Origin of the sequence: Saccharopolyspora sp. NPDC002686 (assembly GCF_040295745.1) — a bacterium.
Classification (GTDB): domain Bacteria; phylum Actinomycetota; class Actinomycetes; order Mycobacteriales; family Pseudonocardiaceae; genus Saccharopolyspora; species Saccharopolyspora oryzae.
In genome coordinates this window covers 1-21,531 of record NZ_JBEOVY010000009.1, presented here as the reverse complement: position 1 = coordinate 21,531, position 21,531 = coordinate 1, and the positions used below count along the sequence as shown (strand labels likewise).

At 70.4% G+C, this 21,531-nt stretch carries 21 protein-coding genes; 9 read left to right on the top strand and 12 right to left on the bottom strand.

What is annotated here, in order from left to right; genetic code table 11:
- The first annotated feature begins 1 nt into the window (after position 1).
- Complete coding sequence (locus tag ABTZ89_RS02470; protein ID WP_270950398.1) at positions 2 to 658, top strand: HNH endonuclease family protein; 657 nt, start codon at positions 2 to 4, stop codon at positions 656 to 658.
- Here ABTZ89_RS02470 and ABTZ89_RS02465 read toward each other — a convergent pair.
- Positions 630 to 1,556 carry a DMT family transporter gene (locus ABTZ89_RS02465; protein ID WP_351039176.1) on the bottom strand — a complete coding sequence of 309 codons (927 nt, stop codon included), beginning with the start codon at positions 1,554 to 1,556 and terminating at the stop codon, positions 630 to 632. The genes ABTZ89_RS02470 and ABTZ89_RS02465 overlap by 29 nt on opposite strands.
- 171 nt (positions 1,557 to 1,727) lie before the next feature.
- On the opposite strand from ABTZ89_RS02465, the gene ABTZ89_RS02460 reads away from it, so the two are divergent.
- Together ABTZ89_RS02460 and ABTZ89_RS02455 are read left to right on the top strand one after the other, a co-directional pair.
- Positions 1,728 to 2,348 carry an L-threonylcarbamoyladenylate synthase gene (locus ABTZ89_RS02460; RefSeq protein ID WP_270950400.1) on the top strand — a complete coding sequence of 207 codons (621 nt, stop codon included), beginning with the start codon at positions 1,728 to 1,730 and terminating at the stop codon, positions 2,346 to 2,348.
- A gap of 353 nt (positions 2,349 to 2,701) precedes the next feature.
- Entirely contained in the window at positions 2,702 to 2,905 is a 204-nt protein-coding gene (locus tag ABTZ89_RS02455; RefSeq protein WP_270950401.1) for a cold-shock protein, read from the top strand.
- A gap of 175 nt (positions 2,906 to 3,080) precedes the next feature.
- Here the strand turns inward: ABTZ89_RS02455 and ABTZ89_RS02450 are convergent, their stop codons facing one another.
- The 3 genes from ABTZ89_RS02450 to ABTZ89_RS02440 form a co-directional block, all read right to left on the bottom strand.
- Positions 3,081 to 4,517, bottom strand: a complete 1,437-nt coding sequence (locus ABTZ89_RS02450) for an MFS transporter (RefSeq protein WP_351039173.1) — start codon at positions 4,515 to 4,517, stop codon at positions 3,081 to 3,083.
- A gap of 24 nt (positions 4,518 to 4,541) precedes the next feature.
- A complete protein-coding gene (locus tag ABTZ89_RS02445; RefSeq protein ID WP_270950403.1) occupies positions 4,542 to 4,994 on the bottom strand; it encodes a MarR family winged helix-turn-helix transcriptional regulator in 453 nt (150 codons plus the stop codon).
- Positions 4,995 to 5,059: 65 nt separating this feature from the next.
- Positions 5,060 to 5,611 carry a heme-binding beta-barrel domain-containing protein gene (locus tag ABTZ89_RS02440; protein ID WP_270950405.1) on the bottom strand — a complete coding sequence of 184 codons (552 nt, stop codon included), beginning with the start codon at positions 5,609 to 5,611 and terminating at the stop codon, positions 5,060 to 5,062.
- Between the two features lie 105 nt (positions 5,612 to 5,716).
- On the opposite strand from ABTZ89_RS02440, the gene ABTZ89_RS02435 reads away from it, so the two are divergent.
- Both ABTZ89_RS02435 and ABTZ89_RS02430 read left to right on the top strand, forming a co-directional pair.
- Positions 5,717 to 6,346 (top strand): VOC family protein, encoded by a 630-nt coding sequence (locus tag ABTZ89_RS02435; RefSeq protein ID WP_351039168.1) that lies wholly within the window; start codon positions 5,717 to 5,719, stop codon positions 6,344 to 6,346.
- Between the two features lie 209 nt (positions 6,347 to 6,555).
- Positions 6,556 to 6,678 carry a hypothetical protein gene (locus ABTZ89_RS02430; protein ID WP_270950407.1) on the top strand — a complete coding sequence of 41 codons (123 nt, stop codon included), beginning with the start codon at positions 6,556 to 6,558 and terminating at the stop codon, positions 6,676 to 6,678.
- Between the two features lie 13 nt (positions 6,679 to 6,691).
- Here the strand turns inward: ABTZ89_RS02430 and ABTZ89_RS02425 are convergent, their stop codons facing one another.
- Entirely contained in the window at positions 6,692 to 7,600 is a 909-nt protein-coding gene (locus tag ABTZ89_RS02425) for a LysR family transcriptional regulator (RefSeq protein WP_270950408.1), read from the bottom strand.
- A 108-nt stretch (positions 7,601 to 7,708) separates the two neighbouring features.
- On the opposite strand from ABTZ89_RS02425, the gene mdlC reads away from it, so the two are divergent.
- The 3 genes from mdlC to ABTZ89_RS02410 are packed head-to-tail and all read left to right on the top strand — an operon-like array spanning position 7,709 to position 12,140.
- Positions 7,709 to 9,295 (top strand): benzoylformate decarboxylase, encoded by a 1,587-nt coding sequence (gene mdlC / locus ABTZ89_RS02420; protein WP_351039164.1) that lies wholly within the window; start codon positions 7,709 to 7,711, stop codon positions 9,293 to 9,295.
- A gap of 38 nt (positions 9,296 to 9,333) precedes the next feature.
- Positions 9,334 to 10,665: an MFS transporter gene (locus ABTZ89_RS02415; protein WP_351039161.1), complete on the top strand. Its 1,332-nt coding sequence runs from the start codon at positions 9,334 to 9,336 to the stop codon at positions 10,663 to 10,665.
- 14 nt (positions 10,666 to 10,679) lie between these two features.
- Positions 10,680 to 12,140, top strand: coding sequence for a benzaldehyde dehydrogenase (locus ABTZ89_RS02410; protein WP_351039158.1), 1,461 nt, complete (start codon positions 10,680 to 10,682; stop codon positions 12,138 to 12,140).
- A 39-nt stretch (positions 12,141 to 12,179) separates the two neighbouring features.
- Here ABTZ89_RS02410 and ABTZ89_RS02405 read toward each other — a convergent pair whose 3' ends face one another.
- The 4 genes from ABTZ89_RS02405 to tnpA form a co-directional block, all read right to left on the bottom strand.
- Positions 12,180 to 13,730 (bottom strand): WD40 repeat domain-containing protein, encoded by a 1,551-nt coding sequence (locus tag ABTZ89_RS02405; RefSeq protein ID WP_351039156.1) that lies wholly within the window; start codon positions 13,728 to 13,730, stop codon positions 12,180 to 12,182.
- Positions 13,731 to 13,804: 74 nt separating this feature from the next.
- The gene (locus tag ABTZ89_RS02400; RefSeq protein ID WP_351039153.1) at positions 13,805 to 15,712 is read right to left on the bottom strand and encodes a protein kinase domain-containing protein; all 1,908 of its coding nucleotides are present in this window, start codon (positions 15,710 to 15,712) and stop codon (positions 13,805 to 13,807) included.
- Between the two features lie 27 nt (positions 15,713 to 15,739).
- Positions 15,740 to 16,396, bottom strand: coding sequence for a DUF7019 family protein (locus ABTZ89_RS02395; RefSeq protein WP_270950444.1), 657 nt, complete (start codon positions 16,394 to 16,396; stop codon positions 15,740 to 15,742).
- 148 nt (positions 16,397 to 16,544) lie between these two features.
- Complete coding sequence (gene tnpA / locus ABTZ89_RS02390; protein WP_351039150.1) at positions 16,545 to 16,988, bottom strand: IS200/IS605 family transposase; 444 nt, start codon at positions 16,986 to 16,988, stop codon at positions 16,545 to 16,547.
- A gap of 23 nt (positions 16,989 to 17,011) precedes the next feature.
- On the opposite strand from tnpA, the gene ABTZ89_RS02385 reads away from it, so the two are divergent.
- Positions 17,012 to 18,166, top strand: coding sequence for an RNA-guided endonuclease InsQ/TnpB family protein (locus ABTZ89_RS02385; protein ID WP_351039147.1), 1,155 nt, complete (start codon positions 17,012 to 17,014; stop codon positions 18,164 to 18,166).
- Between the two features lie 105 nt (positions 18,167 to 18,271).
- On the opposite strand, the gene ABTZ89_RS02380 is transcribed toward ABTZ89_RS02385, so the two are convergent.
- From ABTZ89_RS02380 to ABTZ89_RS02370, 3 genes are all read right to left on the bottom strand, one after another.
- On the bottom strand, positions 18,272 to 19,441 hold the full coding sequence (locus tag ABTZ89_RS02380; protein WP_270950419.1) for a 4-hydroxybenzoate 3-monooxygenase: 1,170 nt from the start codon (positions 19,439 to 19,441) through the stop codon (positions 18,272 to 18,274).
- A 235-nt stretch (positions 19,442 to 19,676) separates the two neighbouring features.
- Complete coding sequence (locus ABTZ89_RS02375; RefSeq protein ID WP_270950422.1) at positions 19,677 to 20,480, bottom strand: IclR family transcriptional regulator; 804 nt, start codon at positions 20,478 to 20,480, stop codon at positions 19,677 to 19,679.
- Between the two features lie 60 nt (positions 20,481 to 20,540).
- Positions 20,541 to 21,416 carry a nuclease gene (locus ABTZ89_RS02370; protein WP_351039143.1) on the bottom strand — a complete coding sequence of 292 codons (876 nt, stop codon included), beginning with the start codon at positions 21,414 to 21,416 and terminating at the stop codon, positions 20,541 to 20,543.
- Positions 21,417 to 21,531: the final 115 nt, after the last annotated feature.

The window sequence follows — 21,531 nt, the reverse complement described above, 5'->3', positions numbered from 1 at the left end:
CATGAGCGGGGCTGTTGCGAAGAAATCGGCGTGGACGTCGGTCGTGGCGGCCGTGCTGCTCGCCCTGATGTGGGTGGTGTTCGAGTCCGGCTTGCTCGACGCGCGCGGCAGCAGCCAGCCCACCGGCGCGGCCGCCGACCAGCTCGAGCAGCTGAAGGTCGCCCCGGCCGGATCGATGGACGGCTACTCGCGCGAGCGCTTCAAGCACTGGACGTCGAAGCCGGAAGCCGGGAAGAACTGCAACACCCGGGAAGCGGTGCTGGTCCGCGACGGCGAGAAGGTGCAGACCAACAACTCCTGCGAAGCGGTCTCCGGCAGCTGGACCTCGGTGTACACCGGCGACAAGCTGACCAAGCCCTCGGACATCGACATCGACCACATGGTCCCGCTGGCCAACGCCTGGCGCAGCGGTGCGAACAAGTGGGACGACGCGCGGCGCGAGCAGTTCGCCAACGACATGGACCTGCCGCAGCTGGTCGCGGTCGACTCCAGCTCCAACCGCAGCAAGGGCGACCAGGACCCGTCGACGTGGAAGCCGACGGAGAAGGCCTGGTGCGACTACGCGACGAAGTGGGTGACGGTCAAGAACGGCTACGGCCTGACCGTGACCGAAGCGGAGAAACAGGCGCTCAAGGAAATGCTCGCGACCTGCTCCTGACCGCGCGAACCCCGGCGATGACCAGGACGCCGCCCAGGATCAGCGCGCAGCCGACGAGTTGGAGCGGTGTCGGACGTTCGGCGAGCACCACGGCGCCGAGGACGAGCGCACCGACCGGGGTGAGCAGGAGCAGGACGGCGCCGACCTGGCTGGACAGGTGCGGGAGGCACACGGCCACCAGCAACCAGCCCAGGACCTGTCCGCACACCGCGACCAGCAGCAGCCAGCCGACCGCAGCCCAGCCGGGGAACAGGTCGACGCCGGTCCACACCGCTCCCAGCACTGCTGACACCAACGCGGCCGAGGCCATCATCGCCAGGTAGGACCGCACGGTCTGACCACGACGTCCCGAACGGCGCAGCAGGAACAGGAATCCCGAGTAGCAGAGCGCGGCGAGCGCCGCGTGGATCGTCCCTGCCACCGGATCCGCGCCCGTGCCACCGCCGTCCAGCAGGCCCGAGGTCAAGACGACTCCGAGCAGCACGACGGGCATCGCGAGGAGGTAGCGCCGAGTCACCGGCTCGCGATCCACCAGCCACGCCAGGGCGGGAACGAGAACGACCTGCAGGTTGACGATGACCGCGCTCAAGCCCGCGCCGACCTCGGCGATGGCTTGCGTCCAGAGCAGCATGTCGACGCTGAACAACGTCCCGGCGGCCAGGGCCAGACCTGGTCTCCGCTGCGACGGCGGGGTTTCCCCGCGGCGCTCCCGAAACGCCAGCAGGGCCAGGAAAGGCAGCGCGAGGGCGCACCGGTAGACCGAAGCAGTGCCCGGAGAGGTGCCCGACAAGCTGACGAACACCCCCGAAGTCGCGACGAAGAGCGCGCCGACCGCGGTGCCCAGCCAAGGGGCGCGGTGCTTCGGCAGGTGGTCGGTGGCGTGGATCAACCGGGACAACTTTCGGAAGGAGTGCCCGCAGCGACCTCTTCGCCGGGCGGTCGTGCGGAGGACGGTAGGACCAACGCCGCTGGTCCCGCCAGCGATTTAACGGGCACGCGCCCGCAGCGGGGTTCCGCCACCCGCACCGCAATGCGGGGTGGGCGCGGAGGCAGGCTTTAAGCTCGGGGCATGGCGAAGTACTTCGACGTGCACCCGGACAACCCGCAGAAGCGCTCCATCGGGCAGGTGGTCGACATCCTGCGCGAGGACGGGTTGATCGCCTATCCGACGGACTCCTGCTTCGCCCTCGGGGCGCAGCTGGGGAACAAGGAGGGCATGGAGCGGATCCGCTCCATCCGGCACCTCGACGATCGGCACCACTTCACCTTGGTGTGCCAGAACTTCGCCCAGCTGGGCCAGTTCGTGATCATCAACAACGCGGTGTTCCGCGCCATCAAGGCCTCCACACCGGGCAGCTACACCTTCATCCTGCCCGCCACCAAGGAGGTACCGCGCCGGCTGCTGCACCCGAAGAAGAAGACCGTCGGCGTCCGCATCCCGAACCACGTGGTGGTCCAGTCGCTGCTGGCCGAGCTCGGGGAGCCGATGCTGTCCAGCACGCTGCTGCTGCCGGGGGAGGAGGAGCCGATGACCCAGGGCTGGCAGATCAAGGACGAGCTGGACCACGTGCTGGACGCGGTGATCGACTCCGGCGACTGCGGCACCGAGCCGACCACGGTCGTCGACTTCTCGGGCCCGGAACCCGAGGTCGTCCGCTACGGCGCGGGCGATCCGTCCCGCTTCGAATGATCACCGCCCCCGTTTCGCCAAGAGCTGAACACCCGCGGTTCACCCGGTAGGCGGTCGACGCGACCGGATCCGGCTCGAAGGGGTCGGGAAACCCGAGGTCGCCGACGGGCGGGGTGGGTTGTCGGCTGCGACACGCTGGTGGAAATGGCAGGGGCGCGATCTTGATGAACCGTGTAGTGTCGGCACTGGTCGTATTTTTCTGGGGTCGTGTTCGCGCACACTCGCAGGATGGTGATGCGGGCGTGCTGCTATCTGGTTGTAGCTGGAGTAGTCGCCGTTCGAGATCCGCGACCCAGGTGGTCACGCAGTGTGACTGCCTGATGTAGTACCGGCTCCCAGAAGGAGAGAAGAGCATGGCACAGGGAACCGTGAAGTGGTTCAACTCGGAGAAGGGCTTCGGCTTCATCGCTCCGGACGACGGTGGCCCGGACGTGTTCGTCCACTACTCGGCCATTGACTCGCGCGGCTTCCGCACCCTCGAAGAGGACCAGAAGGTCACCTACGAGGTCAGCCAGGGCCCGAAGGGCCCGCAGGCCGCGGACGTCCGCACGGTCTGAGAACGGTGAGCCAGCTCGTTCCGCTACCACGGCACGGGCCAGCTTGACCGCAAGTCGATGAAAGCCCCGCACTCCGGTGCGGGGCTTTCTCGCGTTACCGGCCCCGGTGGCTGATGTGCGGGGCGGTGCGGCTGCGAGGGTGGGCTATGCACCTGCGGCGCATACAAGCAAAAGATCAAGACCTTGGTCGGCGGCGTTCGCGGTGGGCTGCGAACAGGGACGTTGCGAGCAGGATTGCCGCCAGGGCTGCGATGGACAGGCCCATGTGGTGCAGGCCGATGTCGTCGGCGTGGTCGCCGATCACGAGCGCGAGGAGCGCTGCTGCCAGGTTCGCCCCGACGTACTGGGAGGTGCGGTAGAGGCCGGAGGCCGCTCCCATCCGCTCCGCCGGGGTCACCGCGTACATCGCCTGCTGGTTGCCGATGTTGTTGAAGCCGTTCGGGACGCCGAGGACCGCCGCGATCAGGAGCAGCAGCAGGATCGGGGAATCGGCTCGCGGAACGGTCAGCAGCAGGCCTCCGACGCACAGCGCGGCGGTGCCGGCGATCAGCGCTGCGCGTGGGCTGCGGCGTCGCTGCAGCCGGTTCGCCAGGAGCGTCGAGACCACGCCGACCGCGGAGATCGGGAGGACCACCAGGCCGGCGCCGACCGGGCCGAGGTCCCGGGTTTCCTCCAGCCACTGGGGGAGGCCGTAGAAGACGCAGTAGAACGCCGTGTAGGTGACGATCGTGCGCACGTAGGTGAACGACAGCGCGCGCTTGCCCAGCAGTCGCACGTCCAGGAACGGGTCGCGAACGCGCAGGCACCACCACGCGGCGAGAGCGGTAGCGGGCACCGCGACCGCCAACCACCACCACTGGGGGACGTCGGCCAGCGAGAGCAGCCAGAACATCAACGCGGTGATCGCCGCCGCGAACAGGACGATGCCGATCGGGTCGATCTGCCGCAGCGCGGTGAGACGTCCGCGGCCGCGCTGCACCGGTGGGTCCGCCGGTCCGCGCCAGATGATCACCAGGGCGCCGATCAGCGTCAGGGGCACGTTGACCCAGAAGACGCCGGACCAGCCGAACACGCCGACCAGCAGACCGCCGAGGGTGGGGCCCAGCGCTGCCGTGACCTGCGAGCAGACCGCGATCGCGGCGAGCGCGTTGTTCGGGCGGGCGCGCAGCTGGTCCGCGGCGCGGCGGATCATCGCGACCCCGCACGGGTACTGGGCCGCGGTGCCGATGCCGATGAGGATGCGGCAGACCACCAGCGTCGCGATGTTCGGCGCGAACGGGGCGATCGCCGAGGTGATGCCGACCAGTAGCAGCCCGGCGAGGCTGGTGCGGCGGGGGCCGAGGACGTCGGCGATGCGCCCCATCGCGGGAGCGGCCACCGCCGTGGCCAGGTAGAGCGCGGAGACCAGCCAGGTCACCGAGGTGCCCGCGTCGAACACGTCGCGGATGCTGACCAGCGCGACCGCGATCATCGAGGAGTTCAGGGGCTGCAGGATGGTGCCGAAGGCGATCGGCGTGACGAACTTGCCGGGCAGTTCGCGCGCCGGGGAATCCGCAGCGCTTCGTTCAGCGTTGCTGTCCTTCTCCGGTGAGGTTTCGTGCGTTCGCGTCATCGTCGGTACTCCTGCGGCGAGCGGTCAGGAGTCGGCCAGCCGGTCCAGCAGCCGGGCCGCCAGCACCAGCAGGTCCTGTTCCACATCGCTGAGTTCGGTCATCGCCTGGGCCAGCCACGCCTCGCGCCGGTCCCGGTCCTGCTGCACCCGCTCGCGGCCGGTGTCGGTGATGCGGATGATCGCGGCGCGGCGGTCGTCCGGGTCGGGTGCGCGTTCGGCCAGGCCAGCGGAGATGAGGTGTTGCACCATGCGGGCCATCGACTGGGGCGTGACCCGTTCGGCGACGGCCAGCCCGCTGGTGGTGGCGGGCCCGTCGCGCTCCAAGCGGCCGAGCACCGCCATCCGGCCGAGGGTGAGCTCGCCGGGGTCGCGCTCGGAACGCAGCCGTCGCGCCAGCCGCATCACGCCGGTGCGCACTTCGGCGGCTGCGTTGGCGACCCCGGCGGTGTTCTCGGTGGCGGGGTCGTCGCGGCTCATGTGTTCAGCATAGCTGTCTTTATTATCGATGCGAACGACCGCCCGGGTGTCCTCGCTCGCTGCTGCTAGCGGACGCGGCGCAGGCGCGCGGCCACGTGCGGGGTCATGGCCACGCCGACCATCGCGCGGTGCTCGGCGTAGTCGAGCACGTCGTCCTCGCTGAGCGCGTAGCTGCGCTGCGCGGCCTGGACGTCCTTGGCCGTCCTGGTCCGGACGACGGAGTCGGTGGCCAGCTCCCAGCTCCGGTCCGCCGCTTCGCCGTAGAAGAGCTCCTGGATCCCGGTGCAGTGCGACAGCAGCAGCTCGAGACTCCCGTCGGGCTGCGGGCGCCACCACCCCGTCTCCCACGCGGCCGGGCGGAGCACCGCGCCGTCGGCGTCGAGCAGCCAGGCGCGCGCTTCGTGCCGCAGGAACGGCCGCCCGTCGTGGGAGATCGTGAGCTGCTGGCCGAACCGGTACGGCCCGTCGATCGTCGGGTAGTCGACCTCGCCGCCGCCGCGCCACACACCGACCAGGGCGCGCAGCGGCCGGCACGCGTCGTGCAGCGGTGGGCCGGTGGTCAGGTCCGCGGTGTCGGCGGGGATGGGCGGTGCGGCGAGGTCGTCAGGGGTACCCATGCGTGGCAGCGTAGGTGGTGCCCGGGTTCGCCGGGCCGATCCCGGAGGCGTTGATCTTCCCGGCGCCGGGTGGTGGGATCGGGAACCGGGTCTTCGGAGGTGCGGATGACGAACGTCGAGTCGCGGCTGGACCACCTGGTGTACGGGGTGCCGGACCTGCTCGCCGGGGTGCGGGCGGTCGCGGACCTGCTCGGCGTCGCCCCGGTGCCGGGCGGTCGCCACCCGGCCAACGGCACGCAGAACTACCTCGTCGGTCTCGGCGGCCGGGCCTACCTGGAGATCATCGGCCCGGACCCCGAGGCGACGCGCCCACCGACCGTGTTCGGCCTGGCCGCGCTGACCGTCCCGAGCCTGGTGACCTGGGCGATCACCACCACCGACCTGGACCGCGCGGTGGCCGATGCGCGCGCCGCCGGGTACGACCCGGGTGATGCGGAGTCGATGTCCCGGCGGACGCCGAGCGGGGAGCTGCTGGAGTGGCGACTGGCCAAGCGCGAACCGAGGCCGCGCGACGGACTCGTGCCGTTCCTGATCGACTGGGGCAGTGCGCCGCACCCGGCGGAGTCGGGGCTGCCGGAGGTCCGGTTGCTGTCGCTGCGCGCCGAGCACCCGGATCCGGAAACCGTTCGAGCGGACCTGCGCGCCGTTGGTGCGCACTTGGACCTCACTCGTTCGGATGCCCCGGCGCTGCGCGCCGAAATCGAAGGCCGCGGCGGTCGGGTCGAACTGCGCTGACGTCCGGTGAACTGGCGTCGCCCTACCGCGCGGTAGTCCTCTGTGGACGGTTGCGTTGCGTGTTCGGTCTTGTGCGGGGCGGTGTGGTCGGCCGTTTCACCGGGCGTTATCGTCTTGGCAACGGCGCTGCCATCCGGCGGGTTGAGCATCGGGGTGAACCTGTTAGGCCGGGGTTTGGTGATCCGGCGCCGCGGAGAAGGGGAACTCCCATGGTGCGTGCTGTTGGAACGCTGGCCGTCGTCGGTGCCGGTGTTGTCGGTTTCTGGGTCGGCTACTTGTTCGACGTGCGCCGCCACTCGACCAGCGCCGAGCTCGACCAGGTCGCCGCCTGATCCCCTTTCCGTCTCAAGTGGACGGTTCCGCTCGCCGGAGGGTGCGCCGGATGAGCTCGCGGAGCCAGTCGGTGCCGGGCGCGGGCAGCGCTCGCCGGTAGGTGTAGAGCGAGACCTCCACCGTCGGAACGTCGAACGGCAGCTGGAAGGTCGCCACCTGCGATGAGCGGGTGAACAGCTCGGCCACTCCGCCGGGCACCGCCGAGAGGTAGTTCGTCCGCGCCAGCAGTTCGGGCAGCGCGGTGAAGTGCGGTACCCGGGCGGCGACCGCGCGCCGGTGCCCGAGGCGGGTGAGCTCCACGTCGGCGTCGACGTGCCCGGCCGCCGGGTCGACCACGATGTGCCGCTCCCGCAGGTAGTCCTCGAACGTCGGGCGCTCGCCGATGCGCGGGTGCGCCCGGGCGCGCAGACCGACGTAGTGCTCTTGGAAGAGGGCGTCGCGCCGCAGGTCCGGGGCGTCGATGCGGGGCGTGCAGATCACGGCGTCGGCGCGACCTTGGCGCAGGTGCTGCGGGGCGGCGGTCATGTCGAGCGGCAGCACCTCGACCGCGCAGTTCGGTGCGTTCCGCTCGAGGCGGGCCAGGACCGGCGGCAGCAGGCTGATCTCGCCGAGGTCGGTCGCGCAGATCCGGAACGTGCGTTCCGAGGTGGCCGGGTCGAACCGGCCCGCGCCCGACACCGTGTCCTCGATGACCTCCAGCGCCTGCTGCAACCGCGGGTACATGCGCTCGGCGATCTCGGTCGGGGCGAGGCCGTCGGGGGAGCGGGCGAACAGCTCGTCGTTGAACTGGCGGCGCAGCCGCCGCAGCGCGTGGCTCACCGACGGCTGCGTGATGAACAGCGCCTCGGCCGTCTTGGTGACGCTGCGCGTCTCGTAAAGGAGCACGAACGTCTTCATCAGGTTCAGGTCCACGTCGACCACGCAGCGAGAATAGATCTGGGCCATATCCGGATCAACAACATTCATTAGGCCTATGAGCGCTGCGCTCCCTATGGTGGCGGACATCACCGACACGGGGAGCGAACATCCATGGCCGACGTGCGCGACGTGACCTACGACCTGCTGCGATCGCATGACTTGACGACGATCTTCGGCAATCCGGGCTCCAACGAGCTGCCGTTCCTGGCCGGGATGCCGGAGGACTTCCGCTACGTGCTGGGCCTGCACGAGGGCGCGGTGCTGGCGATGGCCGACGGCTACGCGCTGGCCCGCGGCAGCTCCGCGCTGGTCAACCTGCACGCGGCGGCCGGAACGGGCAACGCGCTCGGGGCGCTGACCAACTCGGTCTACTCGCACAGCCCGCTGATCATCACCGCCGGGCAGCAGGTGCGCTCGACCATCGGCCAGGAGGTCATGCTGGCCAACGTCGACGCCGCGGAGCTGCCGAAGCCGCTGGTGAAGTGGAGTTGCGAGCCGTCCTGCGCGCAGGACGTGCCGCGCTCGATCAGCCACGCCATCCACATCGCGAACCTGCCCGCCAAGGGACCGGTGTACGTCTCGGTGCCCTACGACGACTGGGCGCAGGAAGCACCGGACGGGGCGCAACACCTGCTCGCGCGCAAGACTGCCAGCGCGGGGGCGCTGAGCGAAGCGCAGCTGGCCGAGCTGGCCGAGGCGCTGGACGGCGCGCAGCGTCCAGTGCTGGTGCTGGGCCCGGAGGTCGACGCCGAACACGCCAATGACGACGCAGTGCGCCTGGCCGACCGGTTGGGCGCGCCGGTGTGGATCGCGCCCTCCGCGTCGCGCTGCCCGTTCCCGACCCGGCACCGCAGTTTCCGCGGCGTGCTGCCCGCTGCGGTCCAGGGCATCACCGACGCGTTGCGCGAGCACGACCTGATCCTGGTGGTCGGAGCACCGGTGTTCCGCTACCACCAGTTCGTACCCGGCGAGTACCTGCCTGCAGGTGCGCGGCTGGTGCAGCTGACCAGCGATCCCGGCGAAGCCGCGCGCGCACCGATGGGGGAGGCGCTGGTCGGCGACGTCAAGGACGCGTTGTCCCGGCTCTCCGGTGCGGTCACCCCCGGCCTCCGGCCCGAGCTGCCGCCGCTGCCGGAACGGCCGCCCGCGCGGACCGCCGGCGAACGGCTGCACCCGGAGGAGCTGTTCGCGCTGCTGCGCGAGCACGCCCCGGAAGATGCCGTCTACGTCAAGGAATCCACCGCGACCACCGGTGCTTTCTGGGCGCAGATGGACCTCTCCGCGCAGGGCAGCTACTTCTTCCCGGCCTCCGGTGGGCTCGGCTTCGGGCTGCCCGCCGCCGTCGGGGCGCAGCTGGCGCACGACGAGCGCCAGGTGATCGGGCTCATCGGCGACGGATCGGCCAACTACGGGATCACCGCGCTGTGGACCGCTGCGCGGTACCGCATCCCGGTGATCGTCATCATCCTGAAGAACGGCACCTACGGCGCGTTGCGCTGGTTCTCCAAGGTCCTCGACGCCGGTGAGGTGCCCGGCATGGACGTGCCCGGCATCGACTTCGCGCAGATCGCCAGGGGGTACGGCGTCGACGCGACGTCGGTGCGCACCGGTGCGGAGTTCGCCGCTGCGTTGAAGAGCGCGCTCGGCGCGGGCAAGCCGGTGCTGATCGAAGCGGAAACCGAGCTCACCGAACCCTGACCGGCCCTCCCCGACGAAGTGGAACCGGAGGAACCCAGTTGCCCCAGCACACCGCGGGGGCCGTGGTCGGCGCTGCCCGGCTCAACGGCTTCCACCTCAAAGTCCTGACCCTGTGCTCGCTGCTGATGATCGTCGACGGCTACGACATGGTCAGCTACGGCACCGTCATCTCCCAGCTGATGGACGAGTGGCACATGGACCCGGTCGCCGCCGGGACGCTCGGGTCCGTCGCGCTGGTCGGCATGCTCGTCGGCGGGCTGTTCATCTCGCCGCTGGCCGACCGCCACGGGCGGCGGCCGCTGATGATCACCTGCGTGACCATCGCCAGCATCGCCTCGTTCGGCTGCGCGTTCGCCACCGGCCCGGAGGTGCTGGGGGTGCTGCGGTTCGTCGTCGGGGTGGCGCTGGGCGCGCTGGTGCCCAACTTCACCGCGCTGGCCGGGGAGATCGCACCGCGCCGGGCGAAGGCCCTGTTCGTCACGCTGGTGTCGTCGTTCTACTCGGTGGGCGGCATCGGTGCGGCGGTGTTCGCCATCTACATCGAACCGGTGTGGACCTGGCGCGGCGTGTTCTACGTGGCGGGCCTGCCGCTGCTGCTGGTGCCGTTCCTGCTGCGCCACCTGCCGGAATCACCGGACTACCTGGCCGCCCGCGGTGACCGGGAGCGGTTGCTGGTGGTGCTGCGCCGGATCGCCCCGGAGCGCGACGACCTCGACGAGGTGTCGCTGGACCGCCGCTCCGGGCAGGCCGATGTCGGGCTCCGGCAGCTGTTCACCGGTGGGAACGCGCTCAACAACGTGCTGATCTGGGTGTTCTTCGCGATGTGCATGCTGCTCAGCTACGGGCTCAACACCTGGCTGCCGAAGCTGATGCAGACCGCGGGCTACCCCCTGGGCTCGGCGCTGTGGAACCTGGTGGTGCTGAACCTGGGCGGCATGGTGGGTGCGATCGTCGGCGGTCGGGTGGCCGACCGCTGGACCTACCGCGGCACCCTGGTGCTGTACTTCGCGCTCGCCTCGCTGTCGCTGATCGGGCTGTCGTTCAACCCGAATTCGTTGGTGCTCAACACCTTGCTGTTCATCGCAGGGGCGGCGACCGTCGGCGTGCTGGCGATCATCCACGCGTTCGCGGTGGAGTACTACCCGGCAGCGGTGCGCTCGACCGGCGTCGGCTGGGCGGCCGGGATCGGCCGCATCGGCGCCATCGGCGGACCCGCGCTCGGCGGCGCGCTGCTGGCGCTGGAGCTACCGTTCCAGCAGAACTTCATCGCCGTCGCGGTGCCCGGCGTGATCGGCGCGATCGCCGTCGCGATCGTGGCCAAGAAGGAGTTCCGCCTCCCCGAACCGCAGCGGACCTCCGCACAACCCTGAAGAAAGGTCGATGCATGACGATCCTCGACGCCGAACGCTGGTCCAAGCAGGTGTTCACCGGGCGTTGGACCCCGGCCGGCGGCACGCCGACCGAGGTGGTCGAGCCCGCGACCGGGCAGCAGCTCGGGCACGTCGGCTGCGCCACCCCGGCCGACATCGCCGCGGCCTGCTCGAAAGCGGCTGCGGCGCAGCGGGATTGGGAGGACAAGCCGTTCGAGGAGCGGGCGGCCGTGCTGCGGCGGGCCGGGCAGCTGTTCCTCGATCACGCCGAAGAGGTCCGCAGCTGGCTGATCCGCGAGGGCGGTTCGATCCCGCCGAAGGCCGACATCGAGGTGCGGACCGCGGCCAACGAGTGCTTCGAAGCCGCCGGGCTGACCTCGCACCCGGCGGGATCGCTGCTGCCGTCGGCGGACGGCCGGCTCAGCTTCAGCCGGCGGGTCGCGGCCGGGGTCGTCGGGGTGATCGCGCCGTTCAACTTCCCGCTGATCCTGTCGATCCGCGCCGTGGCACCGGCGTTGGCGCTGGGCAACTCGGTGGTGCTCAAACCCGACACGCGAACCGCGGTGTGCGGTGGCCTCGCGCTGGCGGCGATCTTCGAAGCGGCCGGGGTGCCGGAGGGCGTGTTCCAGGTGCTGCCGGGCGGGGCCGACGCGGGAGCGGCGCTGGTGGCCGACGAGCACACCCGGGTCATCGCCTTCACCGGATCCACCGCGGCCGGTCGCAAGGTCGGGGAGGCCGCTGCCGCGCACCTCAAGCGCGCGCACCTGGAGCTGGGCGGCAACAACGCGATCATCGTGCTGCCCGACGCCGACATCGCCGCTGCCGCGTCGGCCGGTGCGTGGGGCTCCTTCCTGCACCAGGGGCAGATCTGCATGGCCGCCGGGCGGCACCTGGTGCACGAGTCCATTGCGGACGAATACGTCGCGGCGCTGGCGGAGAAGGCGCGCACCCTGCCGGTCGGGGACCCGAACACCGCGGAGGTGGCGCTGGGGCCGATCATCGACGCCAAGCAGCGCGACGGGATCCACCGGTTGGTCACCGAGAGCGTGGCCGCCGGCGCGGAACTGGTCGCCGGTGGTGAGTACGACGGGCTGTTCTACCGGCCGACCGTGCTCGACCACGTCAAACCCGATACACCCGCGTTCAGCCAGGAGATCTTCGGCCCGGTCGCGCCGGTCCTCCGGTTCAGCACGGTGCAGGAGGCGATCTCGATCGCCCGCGACACCGAGTACGGGCTGTCGCTGAGCGTGCTCGGCGGGGACGCCATGCAGGCGTGGGAGATCGCCAAGCAGATCCCGAGCGGTCTGGTGCACGTCAACGACCAGACCGTCGGGGACCACGCGCACATCCCCTTCGGCGGGGTGAAGGCCTCCGGCAACGGCGGCCGCGTCGGGGGAGCGGAGGCGAACCTCGAGGCCTTCACCGAAACCCAGTGGGTCACGATCCAGGGCCCGATCCAGCAGTACCCGTTCTGAGGCCGTGCGGGTCGTGAGCGCGAACGCCGGTCCTCGCGCTCACGACCGGTCGGCCGCCAGTTCCCAGTCGAGTTCCCAGACCCGGACCTCCCCGGACGTGCTGCCGGTGAGCAGGAAGCGGCCGTCGGGCGTCATCGCCAGGCAGCCGATGCCTTCGCCGTGACCGTCCAGGGAACGCAGGGGACGCCCGGAGGTGACGTCCCAGACGACAGGTGGTGTCCAGTACCCGCCGGAGACCGCGAAATCGCCCTGCGCGGTCATCTGGAGGAAGGTGTTGCGATCCCGGCCCGCACCCAGCGGGTCGCCCGTGCTGAACGACCGGACGACCTCTCCGGACGTGGTGTCCCACAACCGGATTCCCTCGGCTTCGCCGGTCAGCGCGAGGCGTCCGTCCGCGCTGAGGCACACCGCTCGCATCGTGCTCAGGAACTCGCCGCGCAGGGAGTGAGCGGGCGCAGCGCGCTCCAGGTCCCAGAGCTGCACCATGCTGCCCCTGGCCAACGCGGCGAGACGGCCGTCCCGGGCCAAGGCGATGTCGTAGACGCGGTGCGGCAACAGCGGTCGAGGCTCACCTCCGGCCAGGTCCCAGATCCGGACCCTGCCGTCGCAATGGCCGACCACGGCCTGCCGTCCGTCGGCGCTGAACCGGACCGGGGCGGATTCACCGCGCCCGGTCGGTGCGCCCAGAACCCGTTGGCACTCACCGGTTTCGACGGACCACAGGCGCACCGTGCCGTCCCTGCTGCCGGACAGGACCTGCCGGCCATCGGGGCTCAAGCAGACCGACTCGACCATGTGCTCGTGGCCTTCGAGCACTTGGGTGCAGGCGCCCGTGTCGACCGACCACACCCGCACCGTGCCGTCCCCGCTGCTCGACACGGCGAGGCGCCCGTCGTCGGACACGTCGACGGCGCCCACGTGGTCGCTGTGCCCGCGGAGGACCCGGGCCGACCATGCTGCGCGCAGCCCGGTCTTCCGGGCGTGGCGGCTCAGCGCCCACCACGCGGACAGGACCTTCGGCTCCCGCTCGTAGCCGGGCGTCGTCCTGGCCCGGGTGAGCAGGTCGAGCGCTGACTGCACGCTGCCGTCCGACATCGCCTGCTCCGCCTCGGCGACCAGCGAGTCCACCCGTGCGCCCAGCCTGCTCAGCTCGGTCTCCGGGCGCGGGCGGGTCAGGCTCGGCGCGGCGTCGTAGCTCGCGGGCAACCGCCATCGCCGGACTGCTCTGTCCTGACCAGCGGAGAACCCGAACCGGCCGTCGGGGTCCAGGGTGACGGCAGCCGTCCTGCTGCGGTGGCCTTGGAAGGTCCGCAAGCATCGGCCGGTGCTGATGTCCCAGAACCGGACGGTGCCGTCGAAGGCGTCCCCGGAGAGCAGGGACTTCGCACCGGCGCTGAGCGACAGGGCGTCGGCCGTGTGCCCGGTCAGGACGCGGACGCAGCTGCCGTCGGCCAGATCCCAGATCCGGATGGTCCGGTCGTGGCTCCCGGTGGCCGCGAAGCGCTCGTCGGCGGTGACGCAGATGGCGGTGACGTACGACGTGTGCCCGGCCAGGACGTGGTGGCGGCGGCCGGTGTCCAGGTCCCACACGCCGACCGACTCCGAGCGGCTGGTCGGCCCGTCGCCGCTGCTGCCGCCGGCCAGCAGCCAGCGCCGCTGCGGGCTCAGCCGGACCAGCCGCGCGTGCCCGAAATCCGGTGCCGCGACCCACCGCTGCTCCCCGCGGACGGTGTCGAGGAACCGGAATCCGCCGTCCGAACCGGGCCAGCACGCGACGGACCGTCCTGGCTCAGGCTCACCCGGGCCAGTTGCATGCCGGAGCGCTCCACGTCCGCACCGGCGACCGCGCAGCGGCTCGAAGCGCGGTCGTCGTCGAGGTCCCAGAAGCAGACGGTCCCCTCCCGGTCCGCGGAAGCCGCGAACCTCCCGTCCGGGGTGAGGTCGACGGACTGGATCGGCTCGCTGTGACCGTTGAGGACCACCACGCAGCGCTCGGCGCCCACGTCCCACAACCGCACCTTGCCGTCCCAGGTGCCGGTCAGCGCCAGTTGCCCGTCGGGGGTGAGCGCGATCGCGGCGTCGTCGTGGAACGACGCGGGAACGCGCGCGATGCTGGCGCCGGGAGGCGCGGAGAGGACGGCCGCCCGCGAGCTCTCCAACGCGGCTGGTTCCGCCGTGGCGGGCTCACCTCGGCTGCCCAGCTCGTGCTCCGGGTACGAGGGCCACGGGAGCTGCCACTCGTCGACGCACCGGGCATCGGTGATCTCACCGGACCGGATCGCGCGCAGCGCCGCCTGGACGTCCGGCTCGTCACCCCATTCCCGCGCCACGTCCGCCAGGAGCGCGCGAGCCGAAACGAGATCGCCCCGCTCCATGTGCACCTGGGCGAGCAGGTAGCTGGCCTCCCGGGCGTCGCCCCTGTCCACCCGGAGCGCTTCCAGCTCGGCGACGAGTTCCCGGTCGGTGATGGCACCGGCCCGCCACTGCGCGAGTCGCGCGTTGTAGCGGGCTGGCACGTTCTGCGGATCTGCGGCCAACGCCTTCCGCAGCGCCTCCTCGGCTTCGCCCGGCCGACCGAGGTCCACAAGGGACAGTGCTCGGTTGTTGTACTCGTCGGCCCGCAGGTCGGCTGCCGCGGGAACCTGGCGAGGATGCGGTTCGCCCAGCACGGCTCGGTAGACGTCGGCCAGTGCGGCGGCGACCTCGGCCATCGAACCCGGCCGCCGGGCGGGATCCTGGTGCAGGCACCTCGCCAGCAGGTCGGCCAGCGCGGACGGCATGGCGGGCAGCCCACCGGCGTGACCGGTCCGGCAGCCGTCCAGCGCCGCACCCGCGTCCGGGCCGCTGTCCCAGGCAGGCCCACCGGTGAACATCTCCAGCACCGACACCGCGAAGCTGAAGACATCGGTGCGCCGCCCCAGCGGACGGTTCGCCACCTGCTCGGGCGAGGCGTACCGCAGCGTTCCGCCACCACCGCCCGGCAGCAGGACGCTGGTTCCAGGCGGGGCGTCCGGATCGAGCGCGGCCAGCTCCTCGCGCGCCAGCGCCAGCCCGAAATCGGTGATCTTCGCGGTGCCGGAGCCGTCCAAGAGCACGTTGTCCGGCTTGACGTCCTGGTGCACCAGGTGCCGGCTGTGCGCGTGCTCGATGCCCCACGCCATCTGGACGGCCGTGTCGATCACCCGCGCCAGCACCGCTCGCTCATCGCCCCGGTACAGCCGCCCGTCGTCGATCCACTCGCGCAGGCTGCCGCCCGGGACGTACTCGGCGAACACCCGGGGGACACCGCCGAGCGTCCGGACGTAGTGGCAGCCGCACACGTGCGGGTGCAACCCCAGCGCCACCCACGTCTCGGCCTCGGTGATGAACAGCTCGCGGGCGGCTTCGGTCCGGAACAGGGCCGGCCGCGGGCACTTCACCGCCAGGTCGACGTCCCACACCAGGTGCCGCGCCCGGTGGACCACACCCATGCCGCCGCGCCCGATCACCTCCGCGACCTCGTAGAGGCCGTCGATCACGTCACCGACCCGCCACTCGGACGGTGTCCCCGCGTGCTCCTGCGGCGCATCCATGCCGGCCTCCGTCGGACGTGCTGGCGGCTAGTCGACCTGGGCCACGTAGATCGGTGAGCCGAGCACCACGGACTCGTCCCCGCCGGGACCGGTGCCGTGCAGCAGCCGCTTGGCGATGAACTCGACGTTCTGGGCGGGCGTCCGGAGCTCGCGGACCGCCCGGTGCACGGCGGCGAGCGCCGAGTGGTCGGTACGGTCGAGATCGTCGCCGACCGAGTCCAGGACCAGCTCGTCCTCCAGCTCGGACGCCGTGCCCAGCTGGTCGAGGATGGCCGGCAGCAACGACGACGAGGGGCGGGCGTCGTCCACCCCCGGGACCGAACCCAGCAGGTGCCGGGCGGATCCGCCGAGCCCCACCACGTTCCGGCCGTCGCAGCCGCCCAGGAACACCAGCGACGGATCCGCCGCACCGGGCATCGACGTCCACCGCATCGGCAGCAGACCGCCGAAGAACTGGCCCGGTTCGTCGACCGTGCCGACATCGCCGTGGTCCTGCAGGTAGCGCACGACCCGCTCCAGCCGGAGGAAGCGGTCGTCGGTCGGCGCGGTGCTGCGCTTCGCCGAGACCATCTGCAGGTTCACGCCGACCTCGGTGCTGCGCTTGGCGGCGAACCTCGGGTCGATCTGCGACAGCAGCATGTCCACCTTGCTGTCGCTGACGTACAGGTAGTACCGGAACGTCATGGCCACCCCGTCGCAGACTCGGCCACGCCCGGCAGCGTGGATCCCGTTGATCAGAGTATGCCCGCAACTCCGATCAACGGGACGCGAATCGATCAACTCCGGGGTTCCGCCACCGGCACCGCGCAGAACGAGCGCGTCGGACGGGGTTTCAGCGATCTAATCGCAGGAACCCCGGCCGTTTATGGCCGGGAGGAATGCGATCCCTAGGGAGCGGTGCCCCGGCGCAGGACCCTGCGAAGTAAGACGGAGACCAGAAGTGGCTTCCCCAGAGGTATTTGCGGATGCGTTCGGGGAATTCGCGGCGCAGACGACGGGAAGAGACACCTTTGAGGCTGTTGACCAGGCGTGAGAGGGCTACTTGCGGCGGGTAGTGCACGAGTAGGTGGACGTGGTCGGTTTCGCCGTTGAACTCGCGTAGCTCCACGTCGAAGTCCGCGCAGACTTCGCGCATGATCTCTTCACACCGGGTACGGATGTCGCTGGTGAACGGACCCCTCCGGTACTTAGGGGTGAAGACCAAATGAGCATGCGGCGTGTAGACAACGCTGCGACCTCTGCGAATATCGGGATTTGGCTCCCATCGAGGTGGCATAGACCACTGCTATGGTGCGCGGTGTGAAGATCGTTGTGCAGGTGAAGCTTCTACCGGCGCCGGAACAGGCGTCGGCACTGGAGGCGACCCTGCACGCGGTCAATCAGGCCGTGAACGACGTGTCGCGGGCAGGGTTCGAAGCACACGGCCTTCACGGTGACGTGAAGCGACTGCGGTCAGCGTGTTATGCCGACCTCAAGGGGTGCGGCTTGGGTGCGCAGGCAGCGCAGCACGTCATCAAGCGTGTCGTGGACGCCTACACCACCCTGCGCAGCAATATCCGTCACGGGAACCTGGGTAGGCCGGGCTCGAAGCGACGGGTTAAGGCCGAGTCGAAGCCGGTCGAGTTCCGGCCTGATGCGGCGCACACCTTTGATGATCGGTGTTTGTCGTGGAACTACGATGCCCGCACCGTGAGTATCTGGACCATGCACGGCCGCATGAAGAACGTGCAGTTCACGGCCTCACCGCAGGATCTGAAAACCCTGGTCGAGCACCGCCAGGGCGAGTCGGATCTGGTGTTGCGGGACGGTAAGTGGTTCCTGATCGCCACCTGCGACGTTCCCGAGAAACCGCAGTTTGAGCCGGTGGACTGGATCGGGGTCGATCGGGGCATCAACAACCTGGCCACCACGTCGGACGCAACCCACTACTCGGGGCGCCGCCTGAGCCGGTATCGGCGTTGGCAGGCACGCAAGAAGGCCGAGATCCAGGCCAAGCGCACCCGCTCCGCTGTCCGCCTGCTCAAGAAGCGTGCCAAGAAAGAAGCGCGGCACGCTAAGCACATCAACCACGCGATCGCTAAGGATGTTGTGGCCGTCGCCCAACGCACCGAGCGCGGTATCGCCCTGGAGGAGCTGGGTGGTATTCGTGAGCGGGTCACGGTTCGACGCGACCAGCGGGCCGCACAATCCTCCTGGCCGTTTGCCCAGCTCGGGACGTTCATCGCCTACAAAGCGCAGCGTGTAGGTGTGCCGGTGCTGTCGGTGGACGCGGCCTACACCTCGCAGCACTGTCCGCTGTGTGGTCACACTGAGCGGGCCAACAGGCCCACTCGGGACGATTTCTGTTGTCGTCGGTGCGGTCTCGCTGGACCAGCCGACGTCGTCGCCGGGGTCAACGTGCGTGACCGCGCACGCTCGGCGTGGGTATTCGTAAACATGCCCCAACCCGCATAAGCGGGCGATGCGACCCGCACCGCCACACCCGGTGGCGACGGGAGCGCAAGCCCGGCCCAGCAGGACTGAGCCGTCTCAAAGCTCGGTCCTTCAGGGCCGAGTTGTTTACTCGAACGGCGTGCCGACGTAGTTCTCGGCGAGGAGGGTCCGGCCCGCGCGGGAGCGGGTGACCGTGTCCAGCTCGGCGAGCTGGCGGTTCAGGTCGAAACCGGTCGCCTCGGGCATGCGGTGCAGCATCGAGGTCATCCACCAGGAGAAGTGCTGCGCGCGCCAGATCCGGGGCAGGGCGGTCGCGGTGTAGGCGTCGAGCGCGGTGCGGTCGCTGTTGGCGAAGAACTCGGCCATCGCGCGGGAAAGCACGTGCACGTCGGCGATCGCGAGGTTCATGCCCTTCGCGCCGGTCGGCGGCACGGTGTGCGCGGCGTCGCCGGCCAGGAACAGGCGGCCGTGCTGCATCGGCTCGCACACGAAGCTGCGGAAGTGCAGGACCGACTTGGAGAAGATCGGGCCTTCCTTGACGTCCGCGCCCGCCACCCGGGTGTGCAGCTCCGACCAGATCCGGTCGTCGGACCAGTCCTCGACGGTGTCGTTGGGATCCACCTGCAGGTAGTGCCGCTGGACCGTCGCCGAACGGGTGCTCATCAGCGCGAACCCGTTGCGGTGGTGGGCGTAGACCAGCTCCTCGGAGGACGGCGGCGCCTCGGCCAGGATGCCGAACCAGGCGAACGGGTACTGGCGGAAGTGGTCCTGCCGGGGGTTCGGCGCCGGGATCAGGAAGCGGGTCGAGGTCCGCGAACCGTCGCAGCCCGCCACCAGCTCGCAGTCGAGCTCATGCTCGGTGCCGTCCTGGGTGAACCGGATCCTGGGCCGGTCACCGGTGACGTCCTCGACCTGCACGTCCGAGACGCCGAAGCGGATGTCGCCGCCGTCGGCCAGGCGTTGGGCGATCAGGTCCTTGAGCACCTCGTGCTGCGGGTAGATGGTCACCCCGCGGCCGCCGGTCAGGTCGGCGAAGTCGATCCGGTGCCCCTTGCCGCCGAAGCGCAGCTCGATGCCGTGGTGCACCATGCCGAGCTCCTTGACGCGCGCGCCGACCCCGGTGTCGACCATCAGGTCCACCGAGCTCTGCTCCAGCACACCGGCCCGGATGGTGCCCTCGATCTCCTCGCGGGTCCGGGTGTCGAGCACGACCGACTCCACGCCGCGCTGGTGCAGCAGGTGCGAGAGCATGAGCCCCGCGGGCCCCGCTCCGACGATCCCGACCTGGATCTGCATCGACCGATTCCTCCCTCGGACCTGCTGCGGGCGGTGCACCCCGATGTGACCGCCACCTCAGCCTCACGGTCCACGATCGGTGCGGGCCGGGCGAAGCGGAACGCCCCTTTCCGTTCACCGGAAGGCCGGATCTCGCGCCGAGAGCCGCAGTTTCCATTGAAACTGTGATCCGCCGTGGGTGGGATTCACAGTTTCAATGGAAACTGTGGTGCTGTACCAGGCCGCGGGCCGGGGCTCAGGGGAGGTTGCGGCGTTCGAGGTGGGCCGTGGGCGGGAGGGCCTGGGCGTTGGGGGAGCCGAGGGTTCTGGAGAGGCCTCGGGCCGCGGCGCGGACCGCCGGGACCAGGGTCATCGGGTCCGTTTGATCTGCGGGGACGACGATGGACAGCGCTGCGACGACGGCGTCCGAGTCGTCGTGCACCGGGGCGGCCACCGACAGCGTCGACAGCTCGATCTGGCGGTCGCTGATCGCGAAGCCCTGCCGCCGGACGTCGGCGAGGACGCTGCGCAGCTGCCGGGCATCGGCGATGGTGCGTTCGGTGAACCGCTTCAGCGGCGCGTCGAGCACCGCCTCCTGCAGTTCGCGGTCCGCGTGCGCGAGCAGCACCAGGCCGACGCCGGTGGCGTGCAGCGGGAGCCGGCCACCTGGCCGCGACACCACCGGCACTGCCTCACGACCTGAGATGCGTTCGACGTAGACCACCTCGTCGCCGTCGCGGACGCCGAGCTGGACGTTCTGGTGGGTGGCCTCGTAGAGGTCGCCGAGGAAGGGCATCGCGACCTCGCGCAGGAGCGTGCCGCGAGGGGTCAGCGCCGCCAGCTCGTAGATCCGCAGCCCGATCCGGTAGCGGCCGTCGTCGGCGCGTTCCAGCGCGCGCCAGCCGGTGAGCTCGCCGACCAGGCGGTGCGTGGTGGTCAGCGCCAGGCCGCTGTGGCGGCTGATCTCCGACAGCGTCAGCGACGGGCGTTCCGGGGAGAAGGTCTCCAGGATCCGGAACAGCCGGGACGCCACCGTCGGCGCAGCCGCATCGTCGCTCATCGCACCCCCACGCACCTTCGACCGGCCCATCTCATCACGGCGGCGGGTGGTTCGGGCGGGTCAGGCCTCGACGAACACGATGCGCTCCGGTTCGACGGTCAGGCGCAGGGTCTGCCTGCGGACCTCGACCAGGGTCTCCAGCTCGGTGGCGTGCCCGTCGGGCACGGTGAACAGGCGGTCGTCCCGGGTGTCGAGGTAGTGCGCGAAACCGCCCAGCGACACCCCGCCGGACTCCTCCAGCTCGAGGTAGTCGGCCAGCCGGCGGAACAGCTTCGGCAGCAGCACCACCTCGTCGCGCAGCTGCTCGCGGGAGCGCGCCCGCACGCCTTCGAGGGTGACGTCTTCGGCCCACAGACCGGTGCGGGCTTCGCGCGCCGCGACCGCGACCTCGGCCATCGCCTGGCGCAGGTCGGGGAAGAGCTTCGAGTAGAACGTCGGGTAGACCAGGCCGGCTGCGAGCAGCGCGTGGTTGGCCGAGTTGACCAGGCCGTCGGGTTCTAGGCGGACGTCGGCGCCGTCGGTGGAGCGTCCGGGCCGCTGACCTGGGAAGGCGAACGCGACGGCGCGGCCGTACTTGTCCGCGAACCGGGTCAGGACGTGACCGGGCACCTCCTCCGGCGTGCTGGCGGTGACCCGGCCGTTCTCGTCGCGTTCGACGCTGGTGAAGCCGAGGTGGTCCAGCAGTGCCTCACCGGCTGCGTTGGCGAGCTTGCTCGGCTGGTGCCAGAGCTCGGCACCGCGCGCCTGCGGCCGGTAGTGGGTTTCCAGCGCGTCGATGCCCTCTAATCGCAGCTGGACGCCGCCGCGGGAGTTCAGCCGCACGGACAGCCCGGCCTTGCGGAACGTCTTCGGGTCGGCGGGGTAGAAGCGGATCGAGTCGCCGTCGGGTGAGCTGCCCGCGATCCGGAAGGCGCCCTTGATCAAGGTGAAGGTCATGTCACCGACGCTAGTGACGCGAGCCCCACCGATCGGTGGTTCTCACCCGGAAAGCCCAGTGCGCACCCGCAGTTGCGGACAATTCCGACGTTCCGGGGGCTGCTGCCGCAAATTC

Excerpts from the sequence above, each read along its gene's own strand:
- tnpA (WP_351039150.1), bottom strand. The coding sequence starts at position 16,988 with ATGCCACCTCGATGGGAGCCAAATCCCGATATTCGCAGAGGTCGCAGC.
- ABTZ89_RS02460 (WP_270950400.1), top strand. The coding sequence starts at position 1,728 with ATGGCGAAGTACTTCGACGTGCACCCGGACAACCCGCAGAAGCGCTCC.
- ABTZ89_RS02455 (WP_270950401.1), top strand. The coding sequence starts at position 2,702 with ATGGCACAGGGAACCGTGAAGTGGTTCAACTCGGAGAAGGGCTTCGGC.
- ABTZ89_RS02430 (WP_270950407.1), top strand. The coding sequence starts at position 6,556 with ATGGTGCGTGCTGTTGGAACGCTGGCCGTCGTCGGTGCCGGTGTTGTC.
- mdlC (WP_351039164.1), top strand. The coding sequence starts at position 7,709 with ATGGCCGACGTGCGCGACGTGACCTACGACCTGCTGCGATCGCATGAC.
- ABTZ89_RS02435 (WP_351039168.1), top strand. The coding sequence starts at position 5,717 with ATGACGAACGTCGAGTCGCGGCTGGACCACCTGGTGTACGGGGTGCCG.
- ABTZ89_RS02395 (WP_270950444.1), bottom strand. The coding sequence starts at position 16,396 with ATGACGTTCCGGTACTACCTGTACGTCAGCGACAGCAAGGTGGACATG.
- ABTZ89_RS02400 (WP_351039153.1), bottom strand. The coding sequence starts at position 15,712 with ATGGATGCGCCGCAGGAGCACGCGGGGACACCGTCCGAGTGGCGGGTC.
- ABTZ89_RS02445 (WP_270950403.1), bottom strand. The coding sequence starts at position 4,994 with ATGAGCCGCGACGACCCCGCCACCGAGAACACCGCCGGGGTCGCCAAC.
- ABTZ89_RS02470 (WP_270950398.1), top strand. The coding sequence starts at position 2 with ATGAGCGGGGCTGTTGCGAAGAAATCGGCGTGGACGTCGGTCGTGGCG.
- ABTZ89_RS02410 (WP_351039158.1), top strand. The coding sequence starts at position 10,680 with ATGACGATCCTCGACGCCGAACGCTGGTCCAAGCAGGTGTTCACCGGG.
- ABTZ89_RS02380 (WP_270950419.1), bottom strand. The coding sequence starts at position 19,441 with ATGCAGATCCAGGTCGGGATCGTCGGAGCGGGGCCCGCGGGGCTCATG.
- ABTZ89_RS02375 (WP_270950422.1), bottom strand. The coding sequence starts at position 20,480 with ATGAGCGACGATGCGGCTGCGCCGACGGTGGCGTCCCGGCTGTTCCGG.
- ABTZ89_RS02450 (WP_351039173.1), bottom strand. The coding sequence starts at position 4,517 with ATGACGCGAACGCACGAAACCTCACCGGAGAAGGACAGCAACGCTGAA.
- ABTZ89_RS02370 (WP_351039143.1), bottom strand. The coding sequence starts at position 21,416 with ATGACCTTCACCTTGATCAAGGGCGCCTTCCGGATCGCGGGCAGCTCA.
- ABTZ89_RS02440 (WP_270950405.1), bottom strand. The coding sequence starts at position 5,611 with ATGGGTACCCCTGACGACCTCGCCGCACCGCCCATCCCCGCCGACACC.